Source organism: Flavobacterium sp. FlaQc-48, from assembly GCF_044007335.1.
Classification (GTDB): Bacteria; Bacteroidota; Bacteroidia; order Flavobacteriales; family Flavobacteriaceae; genus Flavobacterium.
This window is the reverse complement of record NZ_JBIPCR010000006.1, coordinates 275,118-300,780: the sequence shown is the minus strand read 5'-3', so window position 1 is coordinate 300,780 and position 25,663 is coordinate 275,118. Positions and strand designations below refer to the sequence as shown.

23 protein-coding genes are annotated in these 25,663 nt (G+C 35.4%); 19 read left to right on the top strand and 4 right to left on the bottom strand.

Annotated features, from left to right (window positions below; translation table 11 throughout):
- Positions 1 to 29 precede the first annotated feature (29 nt).
- The 4 genes from ACHRWY_RS12675 (at position 30) to ACHRWY_RS12660 (ending at position 8,602) form a co-directional block, all read left to right on the top strand.
- Positions 30 to 2,276 (top strand): glycoside hydrolase family 3 C-terminal domain-containing protein, encoded by a 2,247-nt coding sequence (locus ACHRWY_RS12675; protein ID WP_395355037.1) that lies wholly within the window; start codon positions 30 to 32, stop codon positions 2,274 to 2,276.
- Positions 2,277 to 2,581: 305 nt separating this feature from the next.
- Positions 2,582 to 3,820 carry a glycoside hydrolase family 5 protein gene (locus ACHRWY_RS12670; RefSeq protein WP_395355036.1) on the top strand — a complete coding sequence of 413 codons (1,239 nt, stop codon included), beginning with the start codon at positions 2,582 to 2,584 and terminating at the stop codon, positions 3,818 to 3,820.
- A gap of 102 nt (positions 3,821 to 3,922) precedes the next feature.
- Positions 3,923 to 5,872, top strand: coding sequence for a sialate O-acetylesterase (locus tag ACHRWY_RS12665; protein WP_395355034.1), 1,950 nt, complete (start codon positions 3,923 to 3,925; stop codon positions 5,870 to 5,872).
- Between the two features lie 324 nt (positions 5,873 to 6,196).
- Positions 6,197 to 8,602, top strand: coding sequence for a glycosyl hydrolase family 95 catalytic domain-containing protein (locus ACHRWY_RS12660; protein WP_395355031.1), 2,406 nt, complete (start codon positions 6,197 to 6,199; stop codon positions 8,600 to 8,602).
- A gap of 148 nt (positions 8,603 to 8,750) precedes the next feature.
- On the opposite strand, the gene ACHRWY_RS12655 is transcribed toward ACHRWY_RS12660, so the two are convergent.
- A complete protein-coding gene (locus tag ACHRWY_RS12655) occupies positions 8,751 to 9,302 on the bottom strand; it encodes a CvpA family protein (protein WP_395355029.1) in 552 nt (183 codons plus the stop codon).
- A gap of 412 nt (positions 9,303 to 9,714) precedes the next feature.
- Here ACHRWY_RS12655 and ACHRWY_RS12650 point away from each other — a divergent pair, with 412 nt between their 5' ends.
- From ACHRWY_RS12650 to ACHRWY_RS12635, 4 genes are all read left to right on the top strand, one after another.
- Positions 9,715 to 10,071, top strand: a complete 357-nt coding sequence (locus ACHRWY_RS12650) for a hypothetical protein (RefSeq protein ID WP_029270935.1) — start codon at positions 9,715 to 9,717, stop codon at positions 10,069 to 10,071.
- A gap of 148 nt (positions 10,072 to 10,219) precedes the next feature.
- Positions 10,220 to 10,669: a hypothetical protein gene (locus ACHRWY_RS12645; RefSeq protein ID WP_395355027.1), complete on the top strand. Its 450-nt coding sequence runs from the start codon at positions 10,220 to 10,222 to the stop codon at positions 10,667 to 10,669.
- 99 nt (positions 10,670 to 10,768) lie between these two features.
- Positions 10,769 to 11,788: a phenylalanine--tRNA ligase subunit alpha gene (gene pheS, locus ACHRWY_RS12640; RefSeq protein WP_395355026.1), complete on the top strand. Its 1,020-nt coding sequence runs from the start codon at positions 10,769 to 10,771 to the stop codon at positions 11,786 to 11,788.
- Positions 11,789 to 11,880: 92 nt separating this feature from the next.
- Complete coding sequence (locus ACHRWY_RS12635) at positions 11,881 to 12,288, top strand: hypothetical protein (RefSeq protein WP_055094074.1); 408 nt, start codon at positions 11,881 to 11,883, stop codon at positions 12,286 to 12,288.
- Between the two features lie 154 nt (positions 12,289 to 12,442).
- On the opposite strand, the gene ACHRWY_RS12630 is transcribed toward ACHRWY_RS12635, so the two are convergent.
- Positions 12,443 to 13,438, bottom strand: a complete 996-nt coding sequence (locus ACHRWY_RS12630; protein WP_395355024.1) for an NAD(P)H-dependent glycerol-3-phosphate dehydrogenase — start codon at positions 13,436 to 13,438, stop codon at positions 12,443 to 12,445.
- Between the two features lie 197 nt (positions 13,439 to 13,635).
- On the opposite strand from ACHRWY_RS12630, the gene ACHRWY_RS12625 reads away from it, so the two are divergent.
- Complete coding sequence (locus tag ACHRWY_RS12625; RefSeq protein ID WP_395355022.1) at positions 13,636 to 16,119, top strand: toxin-antitoxin system YwqK family antitoxin; 2,484 nt, start codon at positions 13,636 to 13,638, stop codon at positions 16,117 to 16,119.
- Between the two features lie 248 nt (positions 16,120 to 16,367).
- Here ACHRWY_RS12625 and ACHRWY_RS12620 read toward each other — a convergent pair whose 3' ends face one another.
- Complete coding sequence (locus ACHRWY_RS12620) at positions 16,368 to 17,525, bottom strand: iron-containing alcohol dehydrogenase (RefSeq protein WP_395355020.1); 1,158 nt, start codon at positions 17,523 to 17,525, stop codon at positions 16,368 to 16,370.
- A 149-nt stretch (positions 17,526 to 17,674) separates the two neighbouring features.
- On the bottom strand, positions 17,675 to 18,439 hold the full coding sequence (locus ACHRWY_RS12615) for a type 1 glutamine amidotransferase domain-containing protein (protein ID WP_395355019.1): 765 nt from the start codon (positions 18,437 to 18,439) through the stop codon (positions 17,675 to 17,677).
- Between the two features lie 85 nt (positions 18,440 to 18,524).
- Here ACHRWY_RS12615 and ACHRWY_RS12610 point away from each other — a divergent pair, with 85 nt between their 5' ends.
- From ACHRWY_RS12610 to ACHRWY_RS12565, 10 genes are all read left to right on the top strand, one after another.
- Positions 18,525 to 19,430, top strand: coding sequence for a LysR family transcriptional regulator (locus ACHRWY_RS12610; RefSeq protein ID WP_395355017.1), 906 nt, complete (start codon positions 18,525 to 18,527; stop codon positions 19,428 to 19,430).
- Between the two features lie 66 nt (positions 19,431 to 19,496).
- Positions 19,497 to 19,856, top strand: coding sequence for a PKD domain-containing protein (locus ACHRWY_RS12605; protein ID WP_395355015.1), 360 nt, complete (start codon positions 19,497 to 19,499; stop codon positions 19,854 to 19,856).
- A gap of 105 nt (positions 19,857 to 19,961) precedes the next feature.
- Entirely contained in the window at positions 19,962 to 20,654 is a 693-nt protein-coding gene (locus tag ACHRWY_RS12600) for an NUDIX hydrolase (protein ID WP_395355014.1), read from the top strand.
- A 74-nt stretch (positions 20,655 to 20,728) separates the two neighbouring features.
- Positions 20,729 to 21,562 carry a ribose-phosphate diphosphokinase gene (gene prs, locus ACHRWY_RS12595; RefSeq protein WP_395355013.1) on the top strand — a complete coding sequence of 278 codons (834 nt, stop codon included), beginning with the start codon at positions 20,729 to 20,731 and terminating at the stop codon, positions 21,560 to 21,562.
- A gap of 144 nt (positions 21,563 to 21,706) precedes the next feature.
- A complete protein-coding gene (locus tag ACHRWY_RS12590) occupies positions 21,707 to 22,042 on the top strand; it encodes a hypothetical protein (protein ID WP_031455095.1) in 336 nt (111 codons plus the stop codon).
- 2 nt (positions 22,043 to 22,044) lie between these two features.
- Positions 22,045 to 22,905: a hypothetical protein gene (locus ACHRWY_RS12585; protein ID WP_395355012.1), complete on the top strand. Its 861-nt coding sequence runs from the start codon at positions 22,045 to 22,047 to the stop codon at positions 22,903 to 22,905.
- Positions 22,906 to 23,064: 159 nt separating this feature from the next.
- A complete protein-coding gene (locus ACHRWY_RS12580; RefSeq protein ID WP_395355010.1) occupies positions 23,065 to 24,147 on the top strand; it encodes an adenylosuccinate synthetase in 1,083 nt (360 codons plus the stop codon).
- A gap of 9 nt (positions 24,148 to 24,156) precedes the next feature.
- Positions 24,157 to 24,684 carry an NADAR family protein gene (locus tag ACHRWY_RS12575; protein ID WP_395355009.1) on the top strand — a complete coding sequence of 176 codons (528 nt, stop codon included), beginning with the start codon at positions 24,157 to 24,159 and terminating at the stop codon, positions 24,682 to 24,684.
- 7 nt (positions 24,685 to 24,691) lie between these two features.
- Positions 24,692 to 25,105: an ADP-ribosylation/crystallin J1 gene (locus ACHRWY_RS12570; RefSeq protein WP_395355007.1), complete on the top strand. Its 414-nt coding sequence runs from the start codon at positions 24,692 to 24,694 to the stop codon at positions 25,103 to 25,105.
- Entirely contained in the window at positions 25,102 to 25,620 is a 519-nt protein-coding gene (locus ACHRWY_RS12565; protein ID WP_395355005.1) for an O-acetyl-ADP-ribose deacetylase, read from the top strand. Before ACHRWY_RS12570 ends, ACHRWY_RS12565 begins: the two co-directional genes overlap by 4 nt.
- Positions 25,621 to 25,663: the final 43 nt, after the last annotated feature.

Genomic DNA, 25,663 nt, shown 5'->3' with positions numbered 1-25,663 from the left:
ATCTAAAAACTAAAAATAAATTATTAAGCATGAAAAACAAAATTATATACCTCTCAGTAGCGATTGCTTTTGTAGCATTTACTTCTTGTAAAAAAAGTGAAGAGCAAAGTTCCGGTTCTGATGCTGAAAATTCAGTTCAGAAAGAATATAAAGGCAAAGAAATAGGTTCAGAATTCGATGCCGAAATTGACAAATTAGTTTCTCAAATGACATTGGAGGAAAAAATTGGAATGTTGCACGGAAACAGTATGTTTACCAGTGGCGGTGTAAAACGTTTGGGAATTCCAGAACTTAAAATGGCGGATGGGCCACTAGGCGTTCGTGAAGAAATTTCTCGTGACAACTGGGCTCCGGCAGGTTTAAAAGATGACTTTGCAACGTATTACCCAGCCGGTGGAGGACTAGCTGCAACATGGAATGCTGAAATGGCATATACATTTGGTAATAGTGTTGGACAGGAATTGCGCGCCAGAGATAAAGACATGTTACTTTCTCCGGCGATTAATATTGTGAGAACACCACTTGGAGGAAGAACGTATGAATATATGTCTGAAGATCCATTTTTAAATAAAAAAATTGCAGTGCCGTTAATCGTTGGTTTACAAGATAATGATGTAATGGCTTGTGTAAAACATTTCGCAGCAAACAATCAGGAAACCAATCGTGATTTTGTTGATGTAAGAATGGACGAACGTACACTTCGTGAAATTTATTTGCCAGCTTTTGAAGCTTCTATAAAAGAGGCGCATGCTTATGCTGTGATGGGTGCTTACAATAAATTCAGAGGCGAATATTTATGTGAGAACGATTATATGCTGAACAAAATCCTTCGTGACGAATGGGGATTCAAGGGTGTTGTAGTTTCAGATTGGGCTGCAGTTCATTCAACAGTAAAATCATTACAAAGCGGATTAGATATTGAAATGGGAACACCAAAACCATTCAACGAATTTTTCCTTGCCGATAAACTAATTGCTGCCGCAAAAAACAAAGAAATCTCAGAAGCAGAATTAGACAAACACGTAAAAAGAATTTTACGCACTTTATTCCAGGTGAAAGCAATGGGCGGAAAAGACCGTGTAAAAGGAAGCATCGCAACCGAAGCACATTATCAGGATGCTTATAAAATTGCTGCAGAAGACATCGTTTTATTGAAAAATGACAACAATGCATTGCCATTAAAATTAGACGGAGTAAAATCTATTGCCGTAATCGGAAACAATGCAACAAAGAAAAATGCCTTAGGAGGATTTGGTGCCGGAGTCAAAACCAAAAGAGAAATTACACCTCTTGAAGGTTTAAAAAACAGATTACCATCTTCGATTAAAATTAATTATGCCGAAGGATATTTAGAACGTTACGACGAGAAAAACAAAGGAAATTTAGGAAACATAACTTCAAATGGTCCTGTAACCATCGATCAGTTAGATCCGGCGAAAGTATCAGAAGCTGTAGAAGCCGCTAGAAAATCAGATGTTGCGATTATTTTTGCAGGTTCAAACCGTGATTATGAAACAGAAGCTTCAGATCGCAGAACCTTAAAATTACCTTTCGGACAAGAAGAACTAATTCAGAAAGTATTAGCCGTTAACCCAAGAACTATTGTCGTAATGGTGGCCGGAGCGCCTTTTGATATTGATGCTGTAAGTAAAAAAACATCCGCTTTAGTGTGGAGTTGGTTTAATGGTTCAGAGGGAGGAAACGCTTTGGCAGATGTAATTTTAGGAAAAGTAAATCCATCAGGAAAATTACCCTGGACCATGCCAAAACAAATTATGGATTCTCCTGCGCATGCTACAAACAGTTTCCCTGGAGGAAAAACCGTAAACTATGCCGAAGGAATTTTAGTAGGATACCGTTGGTTTGATACTAAAAAAGTCACCCCGTTATATCCTTTCGGATTTGGATTATCATACACCACTTTTGCTTTCGATAATGCAAAAACAGATAAAGCTTCTTATGCAGAAAATGAAACCATCTCAGTATCTGTTGATGTAAAAAACACCGGAAAAGTAGACGGAAAAGAAGTGATTCAGTTATACACTTCTAAATCAGATTCGAAAATTACACGTGCGGCACAGGAGTTAAAAGGATTCAAAAAAGTATTAGTTAAATCAGGAAGTTCTGAAACCGTAACTATTAAAGTTCCGGTAAAAGAATTAGCATATTATGATGTAGCTGCGAAAAAATGGACAATTGAGCCAGGAAAATATACTTTGAAATTAGGAAATTCTTCAAGAGATATTAAAAAAGAAGTTGTCGTAACAATTAAATAAAGCTTGAAATAGTAATGCTCTTTGATTTTTATTAAAGAGCATTATTTTAACCCATTGCGTGTAATTTTTTTAACGCATAGAAACATAGAATTATGGAACTCAAAAAAGGCGTTTCACTTGCATTAACACACATAGCTATTTGTGAGAAACGAGTTTCTTTTTGATTTCCTTTTTTCGAAATCATAAAAATCTATGTTTCTGTGTGTTTAAATATTTTTATGAATTACACCCAATGAGTTATTTTAATAAATAGAAATGAAGTTACCTGAATAAAACTGAGAACTAACTATTAAACCAAACCACAAATGAAAAACACTGTAAAAGGTTACCTGTTAAGCACCGCTTTATGTTTTTCTTTTTTAAGTCTTTGGGCTTGCAGTTCTGATAAAGAAGAGACAAAAAAAGAAGAAATAATTGAAGTTGCCGGTTTATATCCGAGTTACAATACAAATCCAATTGCGGCTGATGCAACCGGAATGTCAAGTAATGCTGTACAATTAGCAGCCAAAATAAAACTAGGCTGGAATATTGGAAACACCTTAGAAGCAACCGGCGGCGAAACCGCCTGGGGCAATCCAAAAGTAACCAAAGCCCTGATTGATGCCGTTAAAGCAAATGGATTTAATGCCATTAGAATTCCGTGTTCCTGGAACCAGTATTTAGAAAATCCGGCAACAGCCAAATTAAAAACAGAATGGTTGGACAGAGTGAAAGAAGTGGTGCAGTATTGCGTTGACAATAATATGTATGTAGTCGTTAACATTCACTGGGATGGTGGATGGTTAGAAAACAATATCACCGAAGCCAAAAAAGCAGAAAATAATGCCAAACAAAAAGCCTTTTGGGAACAAATCGCAACACATTTAAGAGGTTTCGATGAGCATTTGCTTTTTGCCAGTGCAAACGAACCTGCTGTTGAAGATGCTGCGCAAATGGCTGTTTTAACTTCCTATCACCAGACCTTTATTGATGCTGTTCGTTCTACCGGAGGTAAAAATGCCTACAGAACAGTAGTCGTTCAGGGACCAACAACAGATATCGAAAAAACCAATAAATTAATGACCACTTTACCAACTGATAAGGCAACAAATCGCATGATGGTCGAAGTGCATTATTACGCACCATGGAATTTTGGAGGTTTAACCAAAGACGAATCCTGGGGCAAGATGTTCTATTATTGGGGAACAAATTACCATTCGACGACCGATACAGAGCGAAATGCAACTTACGGAGAAGAAGCCGATCTGGAGAAAAACTTCAAACTCATGAAAACACAATTTGTAGATAAGGGAATTCCGGTTTTGTTGGGAGAGTTTGGCGCCATTCGCCGTACTACTTTAACAGGCGATGCCTTGACTTTGCATTTGGCTTCAAGGGCTTATTATTTGAAAACAGTGGTAAAACAAGCTAAAGCAAATGGGTTATTGCCTTTCTATTGGGACGAAGGAAATTTAGGGAACAACGGTTTTGGGATTATAAACAGAACCAATAATACCGTTTTCGATACCCAGGCATTAAATGCCATGATCGAAGGATTACAATAAAAACAGGAACTCATCATATAAGTGATATAAAAAAATATAAGCGCAAACCTATACAAGGCTTAAATTTTTTTATATCATTTTTATGGTTTAAACAATAAACACATGAAGAAAAAAATAATCTTTCTTTTTTTACTATTCGGCACCATAGCACACGCAAATGTTAAAATGCCTTTGTTATTTTCTGACGGAATGGTTTTACAGCGGAACAAAGAAATCCCGGTTTGGGGCCGGGCAGAACCAAACGAAAAAGTCGAAGTTCATTTTAACAAACAAACCAAAACCATCCAGGCCGATAAAAACGGAAAATGGATGATAAAACTAGTTGCTGAAAAAGCAGGTGGGCCATTTGAATTAATTGTTACGGGAAAAAATAAAATTGTCATCAAAGATGTTTTGGTGGGCGAAGTATGGATTTGCAGCGGACAATCCAACATGGAATTTCAGATGTACAAAACCATGAACGCTGATAAAGAAATGGCAGATGCTGATTATCCCATGATTCGTCATTTTGGTGTTGCCCAGGATTTAAGCGGAACACCAAAAGAAGATTTAAAAGCAGGAAAATGGTTGGTTGCAAACAAAGAAAATAGCCGTGATTTTACTGCCGCAGGTTTCTTTTTTGCTAAGAAATTATATGCGGAATTAAAAATCCCAATCGGGATCATCAATACTTCCTGGGGCGGAACTAATGTAGAAACCTGGACAAGCCGTGAAGCATTCGAAAAAAGTGATGACTTTAAAGCTATGATTGCCGATGTCCCACAAGTTGACCTGGATGCGGTTTTCGAAGTTTACAAAAAATCAGTTCTCGATAATCTGAAGAAAATTCAGGGGTTTGATGTTTCGATGGAAAAGGAGAACCAATTTAAGGATTTCAATTTTGAGGATAAGAAGTGGCCGGAAATTAAAGTACCATCTTTATGGGAAAACCAACAAATAGGCAATATCGATGGCGTAGTATGGATGCGAAAAACAATTACCCTGTCTGCTGAACAAGCTAAAAGCGAAGCTGTTTTACATCTTTCAAAAGTAGACGACGAAGACATAACTTATGTAAATGGCGTTCAGGTAGGAACCAATAAAATTTGGGAAACACTTCGGATTTATAAAATTCCTGCCGGAGTTTTAAAAGAAGGCAAAAACGTAATTGCTGTACGAATTGCAGATTATTCAGGTGGTGGCGGAATTTACGGCGATCCTGCCGATTTAAAAATTCAATTCAAAGACACCAATATACCACTCGAAGGACTTTGGAAATTTAATGTTGTACAGGTAAAAATCGCGATTTCGCCAAACACTTATCCATCATTATTATACAACGCTATGGTAAATCCGTTGATTCCGTATGCGTTTCAGGGCGTTTTATGGTATCAGGGCGAAGCCAATGTCTGGAGGGCAAAACAATACAAAAAGTCATTTCCATTAATGATCAACGATTGGAGAACAAAATGGAATCAAGGCAACTTCCCTTTTTATTTCGTGCAATTGTCTACTTTCAATGAATTTAACGGAAACAGTAAAGTAGGCAGCCGTTGGGCAGAACTTCGCGAATCACAACTTGAAACCCTAAAATTACCCAATACCGGAATGGCCGTCACCACTGACATTGGTAATGCAAAAGACATTCACCCAACCAACAAACAAGACGTAGGTTTGCGTTTGGCGGCAATTGCATTGAATAATGTTTATGGCAAAAAACAAATCTATAGCGGACCAATTTTTACATCTCAGGAAATAAAAGGAAACGAAATTATCCTTACTTTCGATAATATCGGAAGTGGGTTATCAACTTCCGACAATTCAGGAAATGTAAAAGGATTCGAAATCGCCGGTGCCGACAAGGTTTTTCATTCCGCGAAAGCGACCATAAAAAACAACAAAGTCATCGTTTCGAGCGAAAACGTGCCAAATCCCGTTGCCGTTCATTACGGTTGGGCAGATGACGATACCGAAATCAACCTTTTTAATAAAGAAAAATTTCCAGCGTCGCCTTTCAGAACCGATAATTGGGAAATGATTACAGCAAACGAAATATATAAGGTTAGTAAATAAGTTAGAAGTAAAAGGTGAAAAGTTCCGTATTAATGACTTATTTTGAGGTAATTATTAGGGCGTGACCGGATTTACAAAAGCGCTCATATTGTGTTTACGGATCCTAACAGGTTTCCAAAACCTGTTAGGTATAATTGTCAAAACAGGCTGAAAAATACAATACCTAACAGGTTTTGGAAACCTGTTAGGATAATAAACCTGACGAAAATTTCAGAAAAGAGTTCCGGAGGAACTACATTTTTGTAGCAACGGATTAAAATCCGTTGATGAATAAACGAACGACATATTTGTAGCGAAGAAACGACACATATTAAACATTATAAAATGAATCAAAATCTCACAAAAACATTTCTCATTTTACTATTCACTTTTTTCTGCATAAACATGTCGGCCCAATCGAGTCATGTTTTGTGGTACAATCAACCTGCAGAATTTTTTGAAGAAAGTCTCGTTTTAGGAAACGGAAAAATGGGAGCAACCGTTTTTGGCGGTGCAAATTCAGATAAAATTTATCTGAACGACGCCACACTTTGGTCGGGCGAACCCGTAAATGCGAATATGAATCCCGAAGCCTACAAAAACATTCCGGCTATTCGGGAAGCGCTAAAAAATGAAAACTACAAACTTGCAGAAGAATTAAACAAAAAAATTCAGGGCAAAAACTCCGAGTCATTTACACCGTTAGGGACATTAGAAATCAATAATTCCGAGAAAGGAAAAGCAGCCCATTACTATCGGGAACTGGATATCTCGAATGCAGTATCCAAAGTGAGTTATGAAATGAACGGTATAAAATTTACCCGTGAATATTTTGTTTCGGCACCGGACCAAATCATGGTAATCAAATTGACAAGCAGCGCAAAAGGAGCTTTGAATTTTGATATTAATTTAAAAAGCTTACTAAAATCAAATGTTGAAGTGAGAAGCAATATTCTCGTAATGACCGGATTTGCCCCCATTCATGAAAATGCAGGATATTCGGTTTTACCAAAATATCAAAAAATTACTGAAAGAGGAACAAGATTCACCACTTTAATTCAGATCAAAAAAACAGACGGAAAAATTACAAGTTCCAGAGAATCTTTAAGCTTAAAAGACGCCACAGAAGCCATTATTTATGTTTCTGTTGCAACAAGTTTTAATGGTTTTGACAAAAATCCGGCAAATGAAGGAGTAGATGATATATCAATTGCCTTGCAAAATCTGAATAAATCATTTGCAAAAACATTTGATCAATTAAAAGAAAGCCATACAAAAGACTATCAAAAATTCTATAATCGTGTGACTTTAGATTTAGGAAAAACAACTGCTCCGGATTTACCAACAAACGAACGTTTACTGCGCTACGCTGACGGAAAAGAGGATAAAAACTTAGAAATCCTCTATTTCAATTATGGCCGTTATTTGCTTATAAGCAGTTCCAGAACCTTGGGCGTTCCTGCCAATTTGCAAGGCATCTGGAATCCGTATCTAAATCCGCCATGGAGCAGTAATTATACGATGAATATCAATCTCGAAGAGAACTATTGGCTTGCCGAAAATACCAATCTTTCCGAAATGCATTTGCCGCTTTTGAGCTTTATAAAAAATCTTTCAGTAACCGGAAAGGTAACTGCGAAGACTTTTTACGGAGTCAGTGAAGGTTGGGCAGCAGCTCATAATTCTGATATTTGGGCCATGACAAATCCGGTGGGGCAATTTGGGAAAGAAGATCCAAGCTGGGCGTGCTGGCCATTGTCCGGAGCCTGGTTAAGCACCCATATTTGGGAACATTATGTTTTTACACAGGATAAAAATTACCTGAAAAATGAAGGGTATCCTATAATGAAAGGTGCAGCACAATTCTTTTTAGGCTGGATGGTAACCGATAAAAATGGAAATTTAATTACATCACCATCCACTTCGCCTGAAAATAAATATATAACACCGGATGGTTTCATTGGAGCAACAATGTATGGCGGAACCGCTGATTTGGCCATGATAAGAGAATGTTTCGATAAAACGATAAAAGCTTCAAAAGTTTTAAATACAGATGCCGATTTCAGAGCAAAACTAGAAGCGGCACTTTCTAAATTCCATCCCTATCAAATAGGTAAAAAAGGAAATCTGCAGGAGTGGTATTTTGACTGGAATGACGAAGATCCAAAGCACCGTCATCAATCGCAATTGTTCGGACTTTTCCCCGGAGATCATATCACGCCGGAAAAAACACCCGATTTAGCAGCAGCTTCAAAAAAGACATTGGAAATAAAAGGCGATGAAACCACAGGCTGGTCAAAAGGCTGGCGTATCAATCTTTGGGCAAGACTTTGGGATGGAAACCGTGCTTATAAAATGTTCCGCGAATTGCTAAGATATGTAGATCCTGACGGAAAGAAAACGGACAAACCGAGAAGAGGAGGAGGAACGTACCCGAATTTATTCGACGCACATCCGCCATTTCAAATCGACGGAAACTTTGGAGGGGCTGCAGCCGTTGCCGAAATGCTGGTTCAGTCAGACGAAAACGAAATCAGATTATTACCCGCTTTACCGGACGCCTGGGAAACGGGGTCAGTAAAAGGAATTTGTGCCCGCGGAGGATTTGAAATCGAAATGAATTGGGAGAATAAAATCCTGAAAAAAGTGACGGTTTCATCTAAAACAGGAGGGAAAACAACCTTGATTTCCGGAGATAAAAAACAAAATATCACGTTGAAAAAAGGAGAAAAACTAGAAGTAAACTGGTAAAATAGTTCTAAGCGCAATCTTTTGTCAAACCCGACCGGTTTATAAAACCTGTCGGGTTTCCTATTTTGAAAACTAATATCAGCCTGAGCAAAGTCGAAGGCTTGTTTTGTAGAAAAGGGCTTCGATTTCGCTTAGCCTGACAATTCAATTATTTTTTCTCAGAAGCTTCATTCGACTTTTCTTCCGAACTTTTAGCATGTTCTTCTTTAAAAGTATCATACCATTTTTCGATAGAAGGATAAACGAAAGCAGCTACTTTTTTTATCGGATTATAAAAAAAATATTTATCGAGAGTTTCTTTTTTAGCAAACGTTTCATTGAAGTTTATTTTCTCAAAAAGAGCAATAAAAACACTCATAATCAGAATTGTTTTCAAAATTCTGAAGAAACCTCCGCCCAATTTATTTGCCCATCCCAAAAAAGCAAAATCAGCAATTCCGGTAAGGATTTTGGCTAAGAAATAAACACCAATTACCACCAGAATAAAAGTCAGAATAAAAGCAGTGATTTGTATCGTGTTCGGATTCCAGGAAACATGTTTCATGATCAGTTCTTTCATAAAAGAAGAGAATTTAATCGCAATGTAAATTCCTAACAACAAAGAAATAAAAGAGGCCACTTCTACAAAAAGACCGTTTTTGATTCCTTTGTATAAACTAAAAGCCAAAAGTGCCCCAACAATAATATCAAAAAAACTCATGTTTTCTGTTCGTTTAATTAAGGCGCAAATATAAAAGAATTATCTGCTTTTTAAGGCTCAGAGGCTCAAAGATGCAAAGGTTTAAAGGTTTTATTTTTGGATGCTTGTTAGTATTCAAAATTGGCTATGTGTGAAAAACGAGTTTTTTTAATATAAACCTTTTTTATAAAGTTAAATATATGTTTCTATGTGTTTAAAGAACATATGCACAAACAAAAAATCAGCGTTAATCCGCTTAATCCGTGGCCCATTTATTTAATAATGTATGACAAATCTTTAATTTTAGGTCTTTGGATTTGAAGTTCCTATCTTTGCCGTAATAATTTTAGAGCTATGATAGTAGGAATTAAGTTTAAATAATCTTTAAATCATTCTTCAGTCTAAAATCTAAAATCTAAAATCACAAATAAAAATGTCCAGAGATACACAACTAAAAGAGCGATGGGAAAAGCTCGTCGATATACTATCTAACCAGTTTTCGCAAGGAGAAGACTTAGATTTAGATGCCATAATTTACCTGATTGGAGTTCAGGAACTTGGAAAAGTACACCGCGAATTCAAAAAAGATGAGAAATTAAACCTGATGCACATCGCTATTTGCCGATTATTAGAGCCATACGGGTTTTACGAATTCGATTTTTTTGATGCAGAAGGATGGCCACATTACAAAGTAAAAGAAGAATTACCGCCATTAAAAGCGGGAGAGCAATCGGTTTTAATGAAAGAAGCCATTGTAAATTATTTTTTAGAAAGAGAACTTATTGAGTAGGTCTTAATTGTGGTCGTAATTTGCAGTGCCTTTTAAACGGTAGCTGAAAACGAATTTTAAAAAGAGAGAGATGTGCAGATATGCAATGGTTTCCTATAAACCACATTATGCTTGTTTTAATTGTCAGAAGACATTTAAGCGAAGACTGATGACTGACATAGAAAGAGGCGAGAAATCCCTTCTGGAAGCAAAATGCCCGCAATGCGGAGACTTAATGGCCAATATGGGACTTGATTTTGAATCGCCAAAAAAAGACGATCTGAAAAAATGGAAGCATATTAAAAGTTTGTACAGCGTTGGAATTACTTTTCATTCCTGTGGTTGCAGCGGTCCGGGTTATATTCCTAATTCAAAAGAAAAACTGATCGAATATTTTGAAGACCTAAAAGACACTTATCTTAAAAATATTGATTTTTGGCGCACCAGAACAGAACCAACGAATAAAATCGAACACAATAAAGATAACCAGAGAAACCGGGCGAAATTAAGTACTATTTCATCAGTCTATGAAAAAGAGATTGTGAAAAATCAGGAAGGAATAGATTTTTGGCTCAAAAAAGTGCAGGAAATCGAAAGTAAAATAAGTCTAATAAAATAGTTGTGATTGAATATCATAACTTGTAAAGGAAACTTTAAACTTTAAACACCATACTTGGAACAAATTCATTAAATTTGTTCCCTCAATTATTGAAGGAAAATGATAGACAAGATAAAACAACATATAGAGGAAGCAAAAGCCTTTAATGATAAAAATAAAGAATCTTTAGAGCAATTCCGTATTAAATATTTAGGTAGTAAAGGGCTGTTAAAAGAACTTTTTACAGAGTTCAAAAACATTCCAAACGATCAGAAAAAAGACTTTGGACAAGTAATAAACACTTTAAAAGCGGTTGCAGAAGAAAAAGTTCGCGTAATTCAGGAAGAACTGGAAAGCAAACAAGAAGTAAAAGGAATGTTTGGCGATTTAACGCGTGCGGCAGAACCGGTAATTATTGGTTCACGTCACCCGATTTCGATTGTTAAAAATCAAATTATAGATATTTTTGCCAACATTGGTTTCAATGTTTCCGAAGGTCCGGAAATCGAAGACGACTGGCATAACTTTACCGCATTAAACCTTCCGGAATACCATCCGGCGCGTGATATGCAGGATACCTTTTTCATTCAGACCAATCCTGATGTGTTGTTGCGTACGCATACATCATCTGTTCAGGTGCGTTATATGGAAAATCACAAACCGCCAATCCGTACGATCTCTCCGGGACGTGTTTTTCGTAACGAAGCCATCTCATCACGCTCGCACTGTATCTTTCATCAGGTAGAAGGATTGTACATTGACAAAGACGTATCTTTTGCCGATTTGAAACAAACATTACTTTATTTTACAAAAGAAATGTTCGGGAAATCGAAGATTCGTTTACGTCCGTCCTATTTCCCGTTTACAGAACCAAGTGCCGAAATTGATATTTATTGGGGTTTAAAAACCGAAACCGATTACCGTATCACAAAAGGAACAGGTTGGCTGGAAATTGGAGGCTGCGGAATGGTAGATCCAAACGTTCTTAAAAATTGCGACATCAATCCGGATGAATTCAACGGTTTTGCTTTCGGAATGGGAGTAGAGCGTATTGCGATGTTATTGTACCAAATTGGTGATATTCGTATGTTTTACGAAAATGACGTTCGTTTCTTAGAGCAATTCAAAGCAAATATATAATTTAAGCCAAAAGTCATAAAGTCGAAAGTCGAAAGTCCCATAGTAATGACTTTATGATTTTCGACTTTATGACTTTTAAACTTTTGACTGATATGAAAGCAGATATAACAATCCCCGAAGTAGAAAACGTATTTCTTGCCGCTGTTCAGGAATGGAGCGACGATTTTATGGAGAAAGTGTGGTACGCTTATCTTGTAAACGACAGCGACTTTAATTTAGACAGCGTAATGGTCGTTTCAAAAGCATTTGGAACAATAGATGGCGAAATGAAAAAAACATCTGTTCTTCGTCACGCCTTTGTGGAAGTTCCGGCTGTTTCGGTAGTAAAAATCGAAATGATAGAAAAGAGCTTGTTGGTTTTAAACAACGAGTTCATGGTAACTTTTTTCATCGGAAATACTTTATACGATAAAAAATTCATCTTCAAATCAAACTTAATCAATGAGAATAAAACGGAAGAAGTGCCGATTTTGTTTGTTGAAGGGGTTATGGTGAAGTAGTATTTAGATGCAAGAAGCAAGATAATAGATTATAGAGAATAGAATAAAGAAGAAAGAGCCAAGATCTAAATAACTAGTCTTGGCTCTTTTTATATTCTCAAAGTATAGAAGTCTATTTTCTTTACTCTTGTTTCTATTTTCTAAAAAAAAAAGTTTAATCCAAAGATTCTGTTAGTTTTTTGAAGACTGATTTAGCATCCTTTCCTTCATATAAAACGGCATAGACGGCATCTATAATTGGAGTTTTTGCACCATAACCCTGATTTAGTTTATAAGCACTTTTTGTTGCATAATACCCTTCGGCAACCATACTCATTTCCATCATGGCACTTTTTACGGTGTATCCCTTTCCAATCATGTTTCCGAACATTCTGTTTCTCGAGAAAACGGAATATCCTGTAACCAATAAATCGCCCAAATAGGCCGAATCATTAATGTTACGTTTCATTTTATGTACTTTTCGGATGAATTTTTTCATTTCACGAATCCCGTTACTCATCATTACCGACTGAAAGTTATCTCCATAACCCAAACCATGAGCAATTCCGGCAGCAATCGCATAAATGTTTTTAAGCATCGCAGCGTATTCAGTACCAATAATGTCATCAGAAATTTTGGCTTTAATGTAGTTTCCGGATAATGACTTAGCCACAATACTGGCTTTATCAGGATCTCCACAAGCGATTGTCAGGTAAGAAAGTCTTTCTAAAGCCACTTCTTCTGCGTGACAAGGACCTGTAATAACACCAATATTGTAATAAGGAATATCGTATTGAATATGAAAATGTTCTCCAACGATTAAACTTGTTTCAGGAACAATTCCTTTAATGGCCGAAAAGATAATTTTATCAGTCAAAGAAACCGTTAAGTTCTTTAATTCAGCATCTAAGAATGCAGACGGAATAGCGAAAATTACATAATCAGCATATTCGATCGCTTCATTTATATTACTGGTTAATTTTAATTTATTGGTGTCAAATTCAACCGAACTTAAATAATTCGGATTGTGTTTGTATTTCTGAATGTGTTCGATGGCAGACTCATTGCGCATATACCATGCAATTTCGGAAAGATTAACGCATAACATTTTTGCAATTGCCGTTGCCCAGCTTCCTCCTCCGATTACTGCAAATTTTAACTTTTCGCTCATTATTTTAATAATTTAAAACAAAAGTACTTAATAATGTAGTAATAATACAAAATCTGATTTAAGAAATTTGAAAATGATTTTCAAAGTTTCTTTATTTTTCACATGAGATCGATTGAATGTGTTCCGGGATTTTTTTCTTGCAAAAGAAATTAAATGAATTAAAAAATCAGTACATTAGGTTGAAATTTCTTTCAAATATGGCTAATAAATTTTTTAATCTTGTTTTGGTTTTTACAACAGGACTTTCTTTTTCACAAAACGCAGATCCGGTTTATTTCGATAAAAAATGGAAAGAAACTTCTAAATCAGAAGCTTCCTTTTATAGAATTATGCCCTCAAAACAAATAGGTGATTTAATTTTAATAGAAGATTTTTATATCAATAATACACCTCAGTTTCAAGGCTATTCTTTGAAAAGTGATCTGGATAGTTATGTGGGAGATATTGTCTGGTACGATGAAAACGGCTTTGATTCGTCAGTTTATCAGTATTATAATAATTCCAGGACTTCTGTCTTGACGTATTATTATCCAAATGGGAAAAAACGCAAAACGATTCAATATAAAAAAGGTAAAAAAGAGGGACAAACTATCGTTTACCATCAGGATGGGACCATTTTAATGAAAGGGAACTATCTTGACGGAAAACCAGCTGAGGGAGATTTTGAAGAAGTGAGAAACTGGGACGACTACAGAAGCAACAACTCAGAAAGAGAAACTAATGAGGGTAATGAAGTTCTGGTCGAAACAGCACCTGTAATGGTTGTAGATAATCAGACTGGAACTAAAAAACAGGTTATTAAGAAAATAGTGAAGAAAAAAATATTCTGGATCAACTCAAAACAATTGGCGCAGGAAACCTGGTACGATATCGAATATGGACAAATGCATCCTTTTAAACAAGTCAATTACGATGTGATAGGGCAGGTGCTTCAAACCATCGGTCAAAGTGATTTCCAGGAATATGGTAATGACATTTCGAATGGCATCGTATATCATTATTATGAACAAAATAATTTTGCAGTAGCCATTAAATCAAAAACCGGTTATAAAGCAGGACAAAAATCAGGCGAAGAGATTAAATATTATCCCAACGGTAAAATTCAGGAATTCACTAAATATAATGCGGGTGAAAAAGTCGGAGATGAAATCGTTTATAATAAAGATGAAACGGTAATGAATAAACGAACCTATAAAAACGGAAAACCTTTTGAAGGTAATTTCGATGAAAATTTCTTCGGAGGTTTAGTCATAAACCAGCACTATATAAAAGGTTTAAAAGAAGGAGAAGCAATCGTAAAGACAGAAAATGACAGTATTGTTGCCAAAGGTATGTACAAAAACGATAAACCTTATAACGGAACCTTCGTTGTAGAAACCGGAGAAGATCGTCAGGAGGTAATTCAGGTAACGAATTTTAAGAAAAACGGATTACAAAAAGTTTTTAATTACAATATCGATAATGTTATTAAAACCTACACATGCTTGAATGATGTGGTAAACGGTGAAACTATTTTTTATGAAGACGGAAAAGTTACCGGAAAACTGGAATACAAAAACGGTTTGCCGTATGACGGGAAATTAGTAGAATCTCAAACAGCAACAATATATAAAAACGGAGCAATTACGGAAGAGATTTTCTACAGAAGTAAATATGAAAGAACAGACGAGAATAATATTCTGAAATCCATATATTTTGAAAACGGCAAAAGAATAAAAATCATAAATCGTTCTTTTTTAATTACTTCGGACAGACAGGATTCTTATGAAGGAGTTTATAAAAATGAAAAACCGTATTCAGGATATTTTGCAACAGATTTCAATGAATTTAACTATGTCGATTATTATGAAAATGGAACCATAAAATATCAATATTCGAACAATTATTTAGAAAACCTGGAAAAGTATCAATACCCCAATTATGATATAAAATCGACGTATAAAGACGGGAAAATAGCAGACGGAGTAGAATACATAAAATTAGACCGTCAGTTTATTTCGAAATACTGGAAAAACGGAATTTTACAGAGCTTTGATCTGGATCTTTTTGCGATACATTATTTTAACCGTTTTCATTTTGAATTGAAAAATGATACAATCGAAATTACCGAATTGAATAAAGAAAAAACCGGAAAAATTCGCAGGGAAAAAGTAGGCAATAAATATGTAAGCCAATTAATTATTGCGGATGAAGTCGTGATGTCTATTTCATCTTTAGAAATAAATGATGTGATTCCGGAAGTGGCCGGAAGTGTTTTTTATTATGAATCAGAGAATACGGTTGAAGCTAAAATTTTAGAGGCTAAAGAAATAGATCATGAAAGTCTAAAAGAATCAGAGATGATCTATGGGATATTTGTATCAGGCATAAATGGATCAAAAACAATGGAAGAAAACTTCCATACAATAGCTGATAATTTCTCAAAAGGAATAAACATTGAGGACATGTTTGGTAAAGCGGATAATATTCAGGAACTAACAGGTTTACGATTTAATAAAGCAAAAAAGCCGGAAACCGGAATCCTGATTTTAAAAAACAAAAACAATCTTTATGATTTAAAATTATTTATGGAGGGAAAAGTTTTAGAGGAAAAAAAGAACAGTAACATACAAAACATCAAAAAAGAAATTGAAATTCTGACATCAAATTTTGAGAAGCAACTGAATAAGGATTTTAAATAAGTCAATATCTTTTAAATTTAATAAGATCACTTAAAAAAAAAGGATAAAAAAAATTTCAAGTTAACACAATAAAAAGAAAATCCTTACGTTTTACTGATTATAAATTAGAATTTTAATGAGTTTAGCAAAAATTGAGTTAGTTAGTTTTGTTTTAGTATTGTAAAAAGGCGTTCCTGAAAATTCAAGAACGCCTTTTTTAAGTATAGACAAATTCCAATAACACATCTGAGAGTATTGGAATTTAAGTACTAATAACTCATTTCAACAATTGATTTCACCTTATCTAAAGTAATCAGTTGTTTTTCTCCTAAACCTTTCCATCCTCTTTCATCAAAACGGTTTACAATGAAATCTGCTGTTTTGCTGTAATCATCTGTGTATTGAGAAAGTTTAGTATCCATGCCCATAGTATGGAAAAATTCAACTGTTTTGTTGATTGCTTCCTTAGCCACCTCTTCATCAGAACCTGTTAGGTTAAAAATTCTTCTTCCGTATTGCGCTAGTTTCTCTTTTTTAGTATCAAACATTACGTTATACAAACTTGGGCCAATGATTGCCAAAGTTCTGGCGTGATCGATTCCATATAAAGCAGTTAACTCGTGACCAATCATGTGAGTTGCCCAGTCAGACGGAACCCCTTTTTGAATCAGGCCGTTTAACGCCATTGTACAACTCCACATAAAATTAGAAGCCAAAGCATAATCCGTTGGATTTTCTACCACTTTTGGTCCCACTTCGATCAAAGTTTGTAGAATTCCTTCAGCAATTCGATCTTGCAAATACCCTTCGTGAGGATATGTTAAGTATTGCTCCATAACGTGAGTATACGCATCCACAACACCATTTTGTAATTGTCTTTTTGGTAAAGAAGCAATTACTGTTGGGTCACAAATAGAGAATTTCGGGAACATGGCACTTCCGCCAAAAGCCAGTTTTTCCTGAGTTGCCTGAATTGTAACCACAGCTCCGGAATTCATTTCACTTCCGGTTGCCGGCAAAGTCAAAACAGTTCCAAAAGGCATTGCGTTTTCTTTAATCAACAAACGTTTTTGTAAAATATCAATTGGGTTTCCCTCAAAGTTTACTGCCGCCGAAATAAATTTTACTCCATCAATAACAGATCCGCCACCAACAGCCAGAATAAAATCTATTTTTTCTGCCTTAATTACTTCAACCGCTTTCATTAAAGTTTCGAAATGCGGGTTTGGCTCAATTCCGCCAAATTCTACAATATCAAAACCTTTTAAGTTGTTGATTACCTGTTCGTGAATTCCGTTTTTAAAAATACTTCCTCCACCATAAGCCAAAAGGATTTTTGCCTCTTTTGGTACTAAAGTCGAAAGTTTTTCTATTTGCCCTTTTCCGAAGATTAAATTCGTCGGATTGTATAATTCAAAGTTTAGCATGTTTTTTTTATAGTTTCTGAGATGCTAAGTGGCTAAGTTTCTACGTTTTTTACTCTTAGTGACTTAACATCTTTTTTATTAATATTACTGAGATGCTAAGTTGCTAAGTTTTTAATCTTAGTGACTTAGCCACTTAGTGCCTTAGCATCTTATTTATTTAATTTTTCTAATAATTTACCAGCCACCAATTTAGATGATGCCGGGTTTTGTCCTGTAATCAAAAGTCCGTCTTCTACAGCATAAGGTGCCCAGTTTGGCCCTTTTGAGAATTTACCACCATTTTGAGTTAAAGCATCTTCTAATAGAAACGGAACTACTTTGGTTAAACCTACCGCTTCTTCCTCCTCATTAGTAAATCCGGTTACTTTTTTACCCTTCACTAAAAACTCACCGTTTACTTTTACGTTTTTCAAAACTGCCGGAGCGTGACAAACAAAAGCTACAGGTTTTTTATGGGTGTAAAAAGATTCGATTAAAGCAATTGAATTTTTATCCTCTACTAAATCCCAAAGTGGTCCGTGGCCTCCCGGATAAAATACGGCATCGTAATCTTTTTGATCAATAGTCGAAAGTTTATGTGTGTGTGTTAATTTTTCCTGTAAAGTTTTATCAGCATCAAAACGTTTTGTGTCTTCGGTTGCAGATGCCGGATCAGCACTTTTAGGATCTATTGGAGGCTGACCCCCAAGCGGAGTTGCAATCGTGATTTCTACTCCCTGATCTAATAATTCATAATAAGGTGCAGCCAATTCTTCTGACCAAAATCCTGTTTTTTCTCCTGTATTGCCCAGTTTATCGTTACTGGTCACAACAAATAATACTTTTTTCATACCTTTTTTAGTTGTTTTTTGAGCTATAGCCGTTGAGCTAAAAGCTGTTAATGTTATAATCGCGAGTAAAGCTATCTTTTTCATAAGTTTAAATTTTAATCAAATTTACGACTAAAGTGATATCAGTAAAAATAAAATAAACTATGTTTGTTATTAAAATATTTATATCATGGTCAATCTAGAATGGTACAGAACATTTAAGTCCGTTTATAAAAACGGCAATTTTTCTATAGCGGCAAAAGAATTGTTTATGAGTCAACCTGCTGTAAGTCAACAAATATCTATGTTAGAGGCTCATGTTGGTTATAAATTATTCAATCGAAAATCTAAAGGTGTCGAACCAACGGAATACGCTAAGTTACTTAATAATTTAATTATTGATGCTCTCGATCGTTTAGAAAATGTCGAGAATGGGTTTCGGGCAAAAGCGCATGATTCTGTCCGGTTAATTTCTGTTGGAATTTCTAAAGACCTCTTTAATAGTTGCGGAAGTGTCTTAATCTCCAAATTTGATTTTATCGATTTTACTTTTGCAGAAGATGATGCCCTTTTTGCGCTGGTAGATGCTAAAAAACTCGATTTTGCCATTACCACAAAAAGATTTGATACGTTTGATACCATTTATGAAATTGTTGGAAAAATAAAATTAATAATGGTGGCTCCAATAAGTCTGGATGCAGCAGAATTTCGTCAGAAACTAAAAGCAGACAATTTTACAGAAACAGAACAATGGCTCAACGAGCAAAAATGGTATTGTAATGATGCCAGAATTTCGCATATCAAAATATTCTGGCTCCATGCTTTCAGTAAAAAAAGACCGTCAATGGTGCCTAATTATATCATTCCGTCTGAATCTGAAATGCTCGAGATGCTTTCTAAAAATTCCGGGGTTGCCATAACCTGGAATTGTAATGCGAGAAAATATATTAAAGAAAACAAATTGCAATTGTTGTGGAATAGTTTTCACGTGCCCGAAGAATATGTATACTTATTAACGGCTAAAAACAATACTTCGAGTTCTTTTTTTGAAGCTATAGCGAAAGAATTAAAGCTTTTTTTGGGTAACAGGTTGTAATTGTACCCTTTATGTCTTTATTCTTCAAATAAAATATTAATGACAAAATTCTAAAATAAGCATAATGTGAAAAAAGCAGCAAATTTTTTAGTCCTCCTTACAATTTTTTTTATAACTAATTCCTGCAGTGAGCAACTGGAAGCGATAACAAATTGTTTGGGAGAATCGGCACAGGTTGAGATCAAATATTCTCTCGATCCGGTAAATGCCAGGAAAATTAATTATTCTATTAAATATACCGGAAGCGGAACGTTAAATTCTGTAAAATGGACATTTGGTGATGGAACAACAGAGACTGTCACCGGTACAAAAGTAACCCATACTTATGAAACAGTGGGGAGTTATGAAGTTATAGCAGATATAAAACTCAGAAAAGAGACTATAGACTGCAACATAACCCCAAAGAAAGTTGTAACGGTGAACTAATAGGAAATTTTAATTAGTAAGAGCCAGTTTTATGATTTATGCTGAAGCAATAGATTATAAAATTGGCTCTCATTCGTTATATTTGTGAGATATGATTTTTTAATTATGGAAAATTTTCAAAATATAAGAATTGCTGTTGATGCCATTGTTTTTGGATATAAAAACAACAATTTGTATGTGCTTTTAATTGAGCAGAAATTTGGTTCTGCCGATAAATATTGGGCGTTGCCAGGCGGATTAGTAAAACAGGACGAATCGCTTAGCAATGCTGTAATTAGAGAATTGCATGAAGAAACCAATGTGCAGCTTACTTTTATGGAACAGTTATACACTTTTGGAGACGATGTTTACAGAGATTCCAGAAACCGTGTCATTTCTGTTGCATATTATGCTTTGGTAGATGCCTCTAATCTGGAAATAAAAGCCGATACGGATGCCGAAAGGGTACAATGGTGCAAAATAGATGAAATTCCTGCTTTGGCTTTCGATCATAATGTAATATTAGAAACAGCCATCTCAAGATTAAAAGCAAAACTAACGTATGAACCCGTTGGGTTTGATTTGCTTCCCGAAGAATTTCTGTTTTCAGATCTTGAAAATCTCTATTGTACCATTCTGGAGAAAGAAATTGACCGACGAAATTTTAGAAAAAAGATCCTCAGTTATGGCTTTTTAGATCAGACAGATCGTTTTTCGCCCATAAAAAGCGGTCGTCCTGCAAAACTTTTTAAGTTTAATAAATTGAAATACAGTGAATTAATTGAAAAAGGCTTTCACTTTGAAATAAAGTTTGCGTAATTTTTACACAAAACAAATTGTTTATTAAAAATTTAATTCTACATTTGCGTATAATTAACGCAAACTAAAAAACTATGATACTTAACCTAGACCCAAAATTCACTCCGATCCTTAATCAGGAAGCAATCCAATTTCAAAGTTTTACATTTTCTGGAGGAGAACCTCATATTAAAATCAATCCTGATTTTGATCACAATGAAAAAGTAACCATCACACACCGATTAAATTCATTCAATGATTTAGGGTTGTTGTGTATCACAGTAGATGCTTTGCGCAGAATGGATGTTGAAGTAATCGATTTGTTTATTCCGTATTTCCCGGCAGCAAGACAAGATCGCGTGATGATTAAAGGAGAATCTCTTTCTGTAAAAGTATATGCTGATATTATAAACGCACTTCAGTTAAATAAAGTTTTTGTTTTTGATGCGCATTCTGAAGTTACCCCGGCATTGGTAAACAATTGCGAAGTGATTCCAAACCATACTTTTATCCAGCAAGTTTTAAAGGTAATTGGCGAAAACGTAAAACTAATTTCTCCGGATGGCGGCGCTTTGAAAAAAATCTACAAAGTTTCTGAGTTTTTAGGTGGGGTTGATGTAGTAGAATGCAGCAAAAGCCGTGATGTAAAAACAGGAAAACTATCTGGTTTTAAAGTATACGAAGACGATCTAAACGGAATTGATTGTTTAATCGTTGATGATATTTGCGACGGTGGAGGAACTTTTGTTGGCTTAGCCGAAGAATTAAAAAAGAAAAATGCCGGAAAATTATACTTAGCCGTAAGCCACGGAATCTTCAATAAAGGATTTGAAGTTTTGAATTGCTTCGATAAAATATTTACTACCAATTCAGTAAAAGATTTCGAAGGCGAAAGTGTACAAGTAATCGGACTGGACAAGTTAGTTTAAAAAGGTTCAAGTTATTCATAGCAACGTGAAACTTGAAACCTGAAACAAAAAAAAGCTATTAACCGTTTCAAGTTTAAGATTCCAAGTTTCACATTTCGTGCAAACCTGAAACAAAGAAAAACCTGAAACAAAACCACAAAAACGATGAGTGATGATTTAAAACCAAGATTCATTGAGTCTTTAAAAAGAAACAATGATCAGATTAGAGAAGACAGAGCCAAAACAATTGGGGAGGATTCAGAATTAATTTACAGACGCAGAGTTGAAGATATAGAACTGAAGATAAAAAGATTAGAAAGAGAGCAGGAAGGCCTTATTGATATAAGTCCGCTCGATAAAAACAGTTTGACTTTTGCCGATTTTCAACCCGAAGCATTTGTGCAAAAAGATATGGAATTGTCATTAACGATCAGAAATTTAAACATTCAGTTTGAAGTGACAAAAAAGAGATTCGAATATTTATTTGGTAAAACATTTTAGTTATGGGAGGTACAAGATATGACTTAGGCGCTCGTTTAAGCAGAGCAAAAGAAGCAGGTTACGGATTTAAATCTGCAAGTGAGATTTTTACGCAAAATTCTTTAGGAATGGCGCATGAATCTATGAATCCAAACGGCATTACGTTTAGAGAAGCCAGGGATTCTGAAGTGCATCCGAATACAGTTCCCATTATTTTGGGGCTGGATGTTACGGGAAGTATGGGACATATTCCGCATGAATTGATCAAAGAAGGACTTCCAAAATTAATGGGAGGAATTATTCAGGGCGGCGTTCCGGATCCGGCACTATTGTTTTTAGGAATCGGAGATCATGAATGCGACAGATATCCGTTGCAGGTTGGACAATTTGAGTCTGGCGATCAGGAACTGGATATGTGGCTGACCAGAACCTATATCGAAGGTGGAGGAGGAGGAAATGCAGGTGAAAGTTATTTATTAGCCTGGTATTTTGCAGCATTCCATACCAAAACCGATGCTTTCGAAAAAAGAGGTCAGAAAGGATTGTTGTTTACCGTGGGGGATGAACCTAATCTGGAAACACTTCCGGCATCAGCGATAAAAGAAATTATGGGTCAGGGACAGCAAACGTATACGCATCTTGAATTACTAAAAGCAACTCAAGAGCGTTACGAAGTCTATCATATTAGTGTATTGCATTCTGATCAGGCCATAAGAGCAAATGTAGCCTGGAAAGAATTACTCGGACAAAATTGTTTGTCTATCGAAGATCATAAAGAAATTCCGAATGTAATCAGGAAAATCATTTGTGATAAACATAAAAGTTCAGGATTAGGTTTAGGAACAATTCCGCCTGACGGATTAGATAATATAGAAATGCTTTAAATGTTTAACGCATAGAAACATAGATTTTTTTTAGTGATGAAAAGAAAATAAAAAAACTAGTTGCTCACACCTGGAAACTATGTTTGTTTAAACTAGTGAAACGCCTTTTAAAGTTTCAAAAAATCTATGTTTCTATGTGTTTAAATAATATTTTACAAAATGAAAACAGCACAAATAGTTATAGGTTTAGGATTTGGTGATGAGGGAAAAGGAATTACAACAGATTTTCTGGCGAAGCAAAATCCTGAATCTATAGTTATTCGGTTTTCAGGAGGACAACAGGCGGCACATACGGTAATGATTGGCGATAAAAAACACGTTCATTCGAGTTTTGCCAGCGGCGCACTTCGCGGTTTGCCTTCTTATTATAGTGAACATTGCACGATTCATCCTGTTTTTTTATACAACGAAAGAAAAGAACTCGAAGAATTAGGAGGGAATATTGAACTTCACATTCATCCTTTAGCCAAAATTACAACACCTTTTGATGTTTGGCAGAACAGAAACAATGTTAAGAATTTAGATCACGGAACATGTGGCAAAGGAGTTGGTGCCACAATGAAACGTAATGAAGGCCCATACAAATTATACGCGATAGATCTGATAGCGCCCCGCCAAATGCTTTTGGCAAAACTGGAAAAAATCGCCTATTATTACGGTTTTCTAAATGAAAGTGAAATCGATGAAGAAGTCAGTCATTTTCTTGAAATCGTTGATGAAATAAAATGGAATATCAGCGATTACAGTTTTTTAGAAAAGTACTCCAATCTTATTTTCGAAGGAAGCCAGGGAATCCTGCTCGACATGGATCACGGTGTTTTTCCGAATGTAACGTATGCCAATACAACTTCAAAAAATGCTTATGAAATCTGTCAGAAATTAAAAATTGAAGCTATCGAAGTGTATTATATTACAAGAAGTTATGCAACCCGACATGGAAGTGGCTGGATGGGTAACGAAAGAGAATTAAAATTAAAAAATAACGAAGAAGAAACCTGTCTTTACAACGATTTTCAAAAAGAATTGAGAACTGGCGATTTAGATTATGAACTTTTAAATTATAGTTTAATACTAGATACCGCTTACAGTCCAAATGCAAAAAGAAATCTGGTGGTAACCTGCATGGATCAGATCGAAGTGGATTATAAATTTGAAAAGCTGACTACTGATTTTAATGAAATTTATGGATCATTTTCACCCGACTCACAAGATTTTAAACAGTTGACGTCTTTGTTTCAATAAGAAAAAAAAATGAAATACAATATAGAAAATATAGCCGCAGAAAGTAAATTTTTATTTTTCTGGGGACATCAGCCCAATAAAGACGGAAGCATTTCTAAAACCTGCTTTAGTCAATGGTGGTTAAGTTCGTTTGAAGTCGATAAAGTGACTTATAAAACGGCAGAACACTGGATGATGGCCAAGAAAGCAGAATTATTTAAAGACGATGCAGTTTTGCAGAAAATCCTTCAGGCTAAATCTCCTGCTGAAGCCAAAAAGTTTGGTAGAGAAGTAAAGAATTACAATGAAACCCTTTGGCTGGCTGCGAGATTTGACATTGTGAAAGAAGGGAATTATCATAAATTCAGTCAGCATCCGGACTTAAAAACTTTTTTACTAAATACCAATGACAGAGTCATAGTCGAAGCCAGTCCTGTCGATGCCATTTGGGGAATAGGAATGGCCGGTGATCACAAAGATGTTCTGAATCCTGCGAAGTGGAGAGGTCTAAATTTATTAGGTTTTGCTTTAATGGAAGTTAGGGATGAATTACAATAATTGAATTATGGAAACAACAAGATTATATCGTCCGGTAGGATTGAAGGAAATGGAGTTAATTGCAGAGACCGATTACAAGTTGTTTCCGCCAAGATTAGACTGGCAACCTATCTTTTATCCGGTAACCAATCAGGCATATGCTGAACAAATTGCCCTGGAATGGAATACTGTTGATGAGTTTTCCGGATTTATTGGAATTGTAACAGCATTTGAAGTTAAAAGTACTTTTTTAGAGCAATACGAAATTCAAAATGTAGGAGACAAAAATCATAATGAACTTTGGATTCCATCTGAAGATTTAGCCAGTTTCAATGCTAATATCATTAATGGGATAGAAGTAATTAATGTGCATTTTACAGATCGTTCTTTGGTAAGTGAAAATGCCGGATTAAGAGACAAGCTAAACAGATTTAAAAAATGATTTTAGAAATTCTCAAAGCCGATATCACAGAAATTCAGGTTGATGCCATTGTCAATGCAGCCAATACTTCTTTGTTAGGCGGCGGCGGAGTTGATGGAGCAATTCACAGAAAAGGCGGAAAAGCCATATTAGATGGATGCATCCAGATTCGAAATAAACAAGGTGGCTGTAAAGTAGGAGATGCGGTAATTACGACAGCGGGTAATTTGCCATCAGAGTATGTAATTCATACCGTTGGACCGGTTTGGAATGGAGATAAAGAGGAAAAAAAGAATCTGCTTAAATCTTGCTATCAAAATAGTTTAGAACTGGCTTTACAAAACAATATTAAAACAATTGCTTTTCCAGGCATTAGTACCGGCATTTATCGGTTTCCAAAAGATAAAGCGGCAGAAATTGCGGTAAAATCAGTTCGGAATTTTGATAGGATTTCAGAACTAGAGAAAGTAATATTTGTTTGTTTTGATGACGAAAACTATCAGATTTACAAACATTTATTAGAGAAAATAAATTAAAACTAATAGAATTGATGTATTTGATGTTCCGTATAGAACATTT

Excerpts from the sequence above, each read along its gene's own strand:
- ACHRWY_RS12610 (WP_395355017.1), top strand. The coding sequence starts at position 18,525 with ATGGTCAATCTAGAATGGTACAGAACATTTAAGTCCGTTTATAAAAAC.
- ACHRWY_RS12580 (WP_395355010.1), top strand. The coding sequence starts at position 23,065 with ATGAAAACAGCACAAATAGTTATAGGTTTAGGATTTGGTGATGAGGGA.
- ACHRWY_RS12630 (WP_395355024.1), bottom strand. The coding sequence starts at position 13,438 with ATGAGCGAAAAGTTAAAATTTGCAGTAATCGGAGGAGGAAGCTGGGCA.
- ACHRWY_RS12665 (WP_395355034.1), top strand. The coding sequence starts at position 3,923 with ATGAAGAAAAAAATAATCTTTCTTTTTTTACTATTCGGCACCATAGCA.
- ACHRWY_RS12670 (WP_395355036.1), top strand. The coding sequence starts at position 2,582 with ATGAAAAACACTGTAAAAGGTTACCTGTTAAGCACCGCTTTATGTTTT.
- ACHRWY_RS12645 (WP_395355027.1), top strand. The coding sequence starts at position 10,220 with ATGACTGACATAGAAAGAGGCGAGAAATCCCTTCTGGAAGCAAAATGC.
- ACHRWY_RS12650 (WP_029270935.1), top strand. The coding sequence starts at position 9,715 with ATGTCCAGAGATACACAACTAAAAGAGCGATGGGAAAAGCTCGTCGAT.
- ACHRWY_RS12620 (WP_395355020.1), bottom strand. The coding sequence starts at position 17,525 with ATGCTAAACTTTGAATTATACAATCCGACGAATTTAATCTTCGGAAAA.
- ACHRWY_RS12635 (WP_055094074.1), top strand. The coding sequence starts at position 11,881 with ATGAAAGCAGATATAACAATCCCCGAAGTAGAAAACGTATTTCTTGCC.
- ACHRWY_RS12660 (WP_395355031.1), top strand. The coding sequence starts at position 6,197 with ATGAATCAAAATCTCACAAAAACATTTCTCATTTTACTATTCACTTTT.
- pheS (WP_395355026.1), top strand. The coding sequence starts at position 10,769 with ATGATAGACAAGATAAAACAACATATAGAGGAAGCAAAAGCCTTTAAT.
- ACHRWY_RS12675 (WP_395355037.1), top strand. The coding sequence starts at position 30 with ATGAAAAACAAAATTATATACCTCTCAGTAGCGATTGCTTTTGTAGCA.
- ACHRWY_RS12565 (WP_395355005.1), top strand. The coding sequence starts at position 25,102 with ATGATTTTAGAAATTCTCAAAGCCGATATCACAGAAATTCAGGTTGAT.
- ACHRWY_RS12600 (WP_395355014.1), top strand. The coding sequence starts at position 19,962 with ATGGAAAATTTTCAAAATATAAGAATTGCTGTTGATGCCATTGTTTTT.
- ACHRWY_RS12655 (WP_395355029.1), bottom strand. The coding sequence starts at position 9,302 with ATGAGTTTTTTTGATATTATTGTTGGGGCACTTTTGGCTTTTAGTTTA.
- ACHRWY_RS12585 (WP_395355012.1), top strand. The coding sequence starts at position 22,045 with ATGGGAGGTACAAGATATGACTTAGGCGCTCGTTTAAGCAGAGCAAAA.
- prs (WP_395355013.1), top strand. The coding sequence starts at position 20,729 with ATGATACTTAACCTAGACCCAAAATTCACTCCGATCCTTAATCAGGAA.
- ACHRWY_RS12570 (WP_395355007.1), top strand. The coding sequence starts at position 24,692 with ATGGAAACAACAAGATTATATCGTCCGGTAGGATTGAAGGAAATGGAG.
- ACHRWY_RS12575 (WP_395355009.1), top strand. The coding sequence starts at position 24,157 with ATGAAATACAATATAGAAAATATAGCCGCAGAAAGTAAATTTTTATTT.
- ACHRWY_RS12615 (WP_395355019.1), bottom strand. The coding sequence starts at position 18,439 with ATGAAAAAGATAGCTTTACTCGCGATTATAACATTAACAGCTTTTAGC.
- ACHRWY_RS12590 (WP_031455095.1), top strand. The coding sequence starts at position 21,707 with ATGAGTGATGATTTAAAACCAAGATTCATTGAGTCTTTAAAAAGAAAC.
- ACHRWY_RS12625 (WP_395355022.1), top strand. The coding sequence starts at position 13,636 with ATGGCTAATAAATTTTTTAATCTTGTTTTGGTTTTTACAACAGGACTT.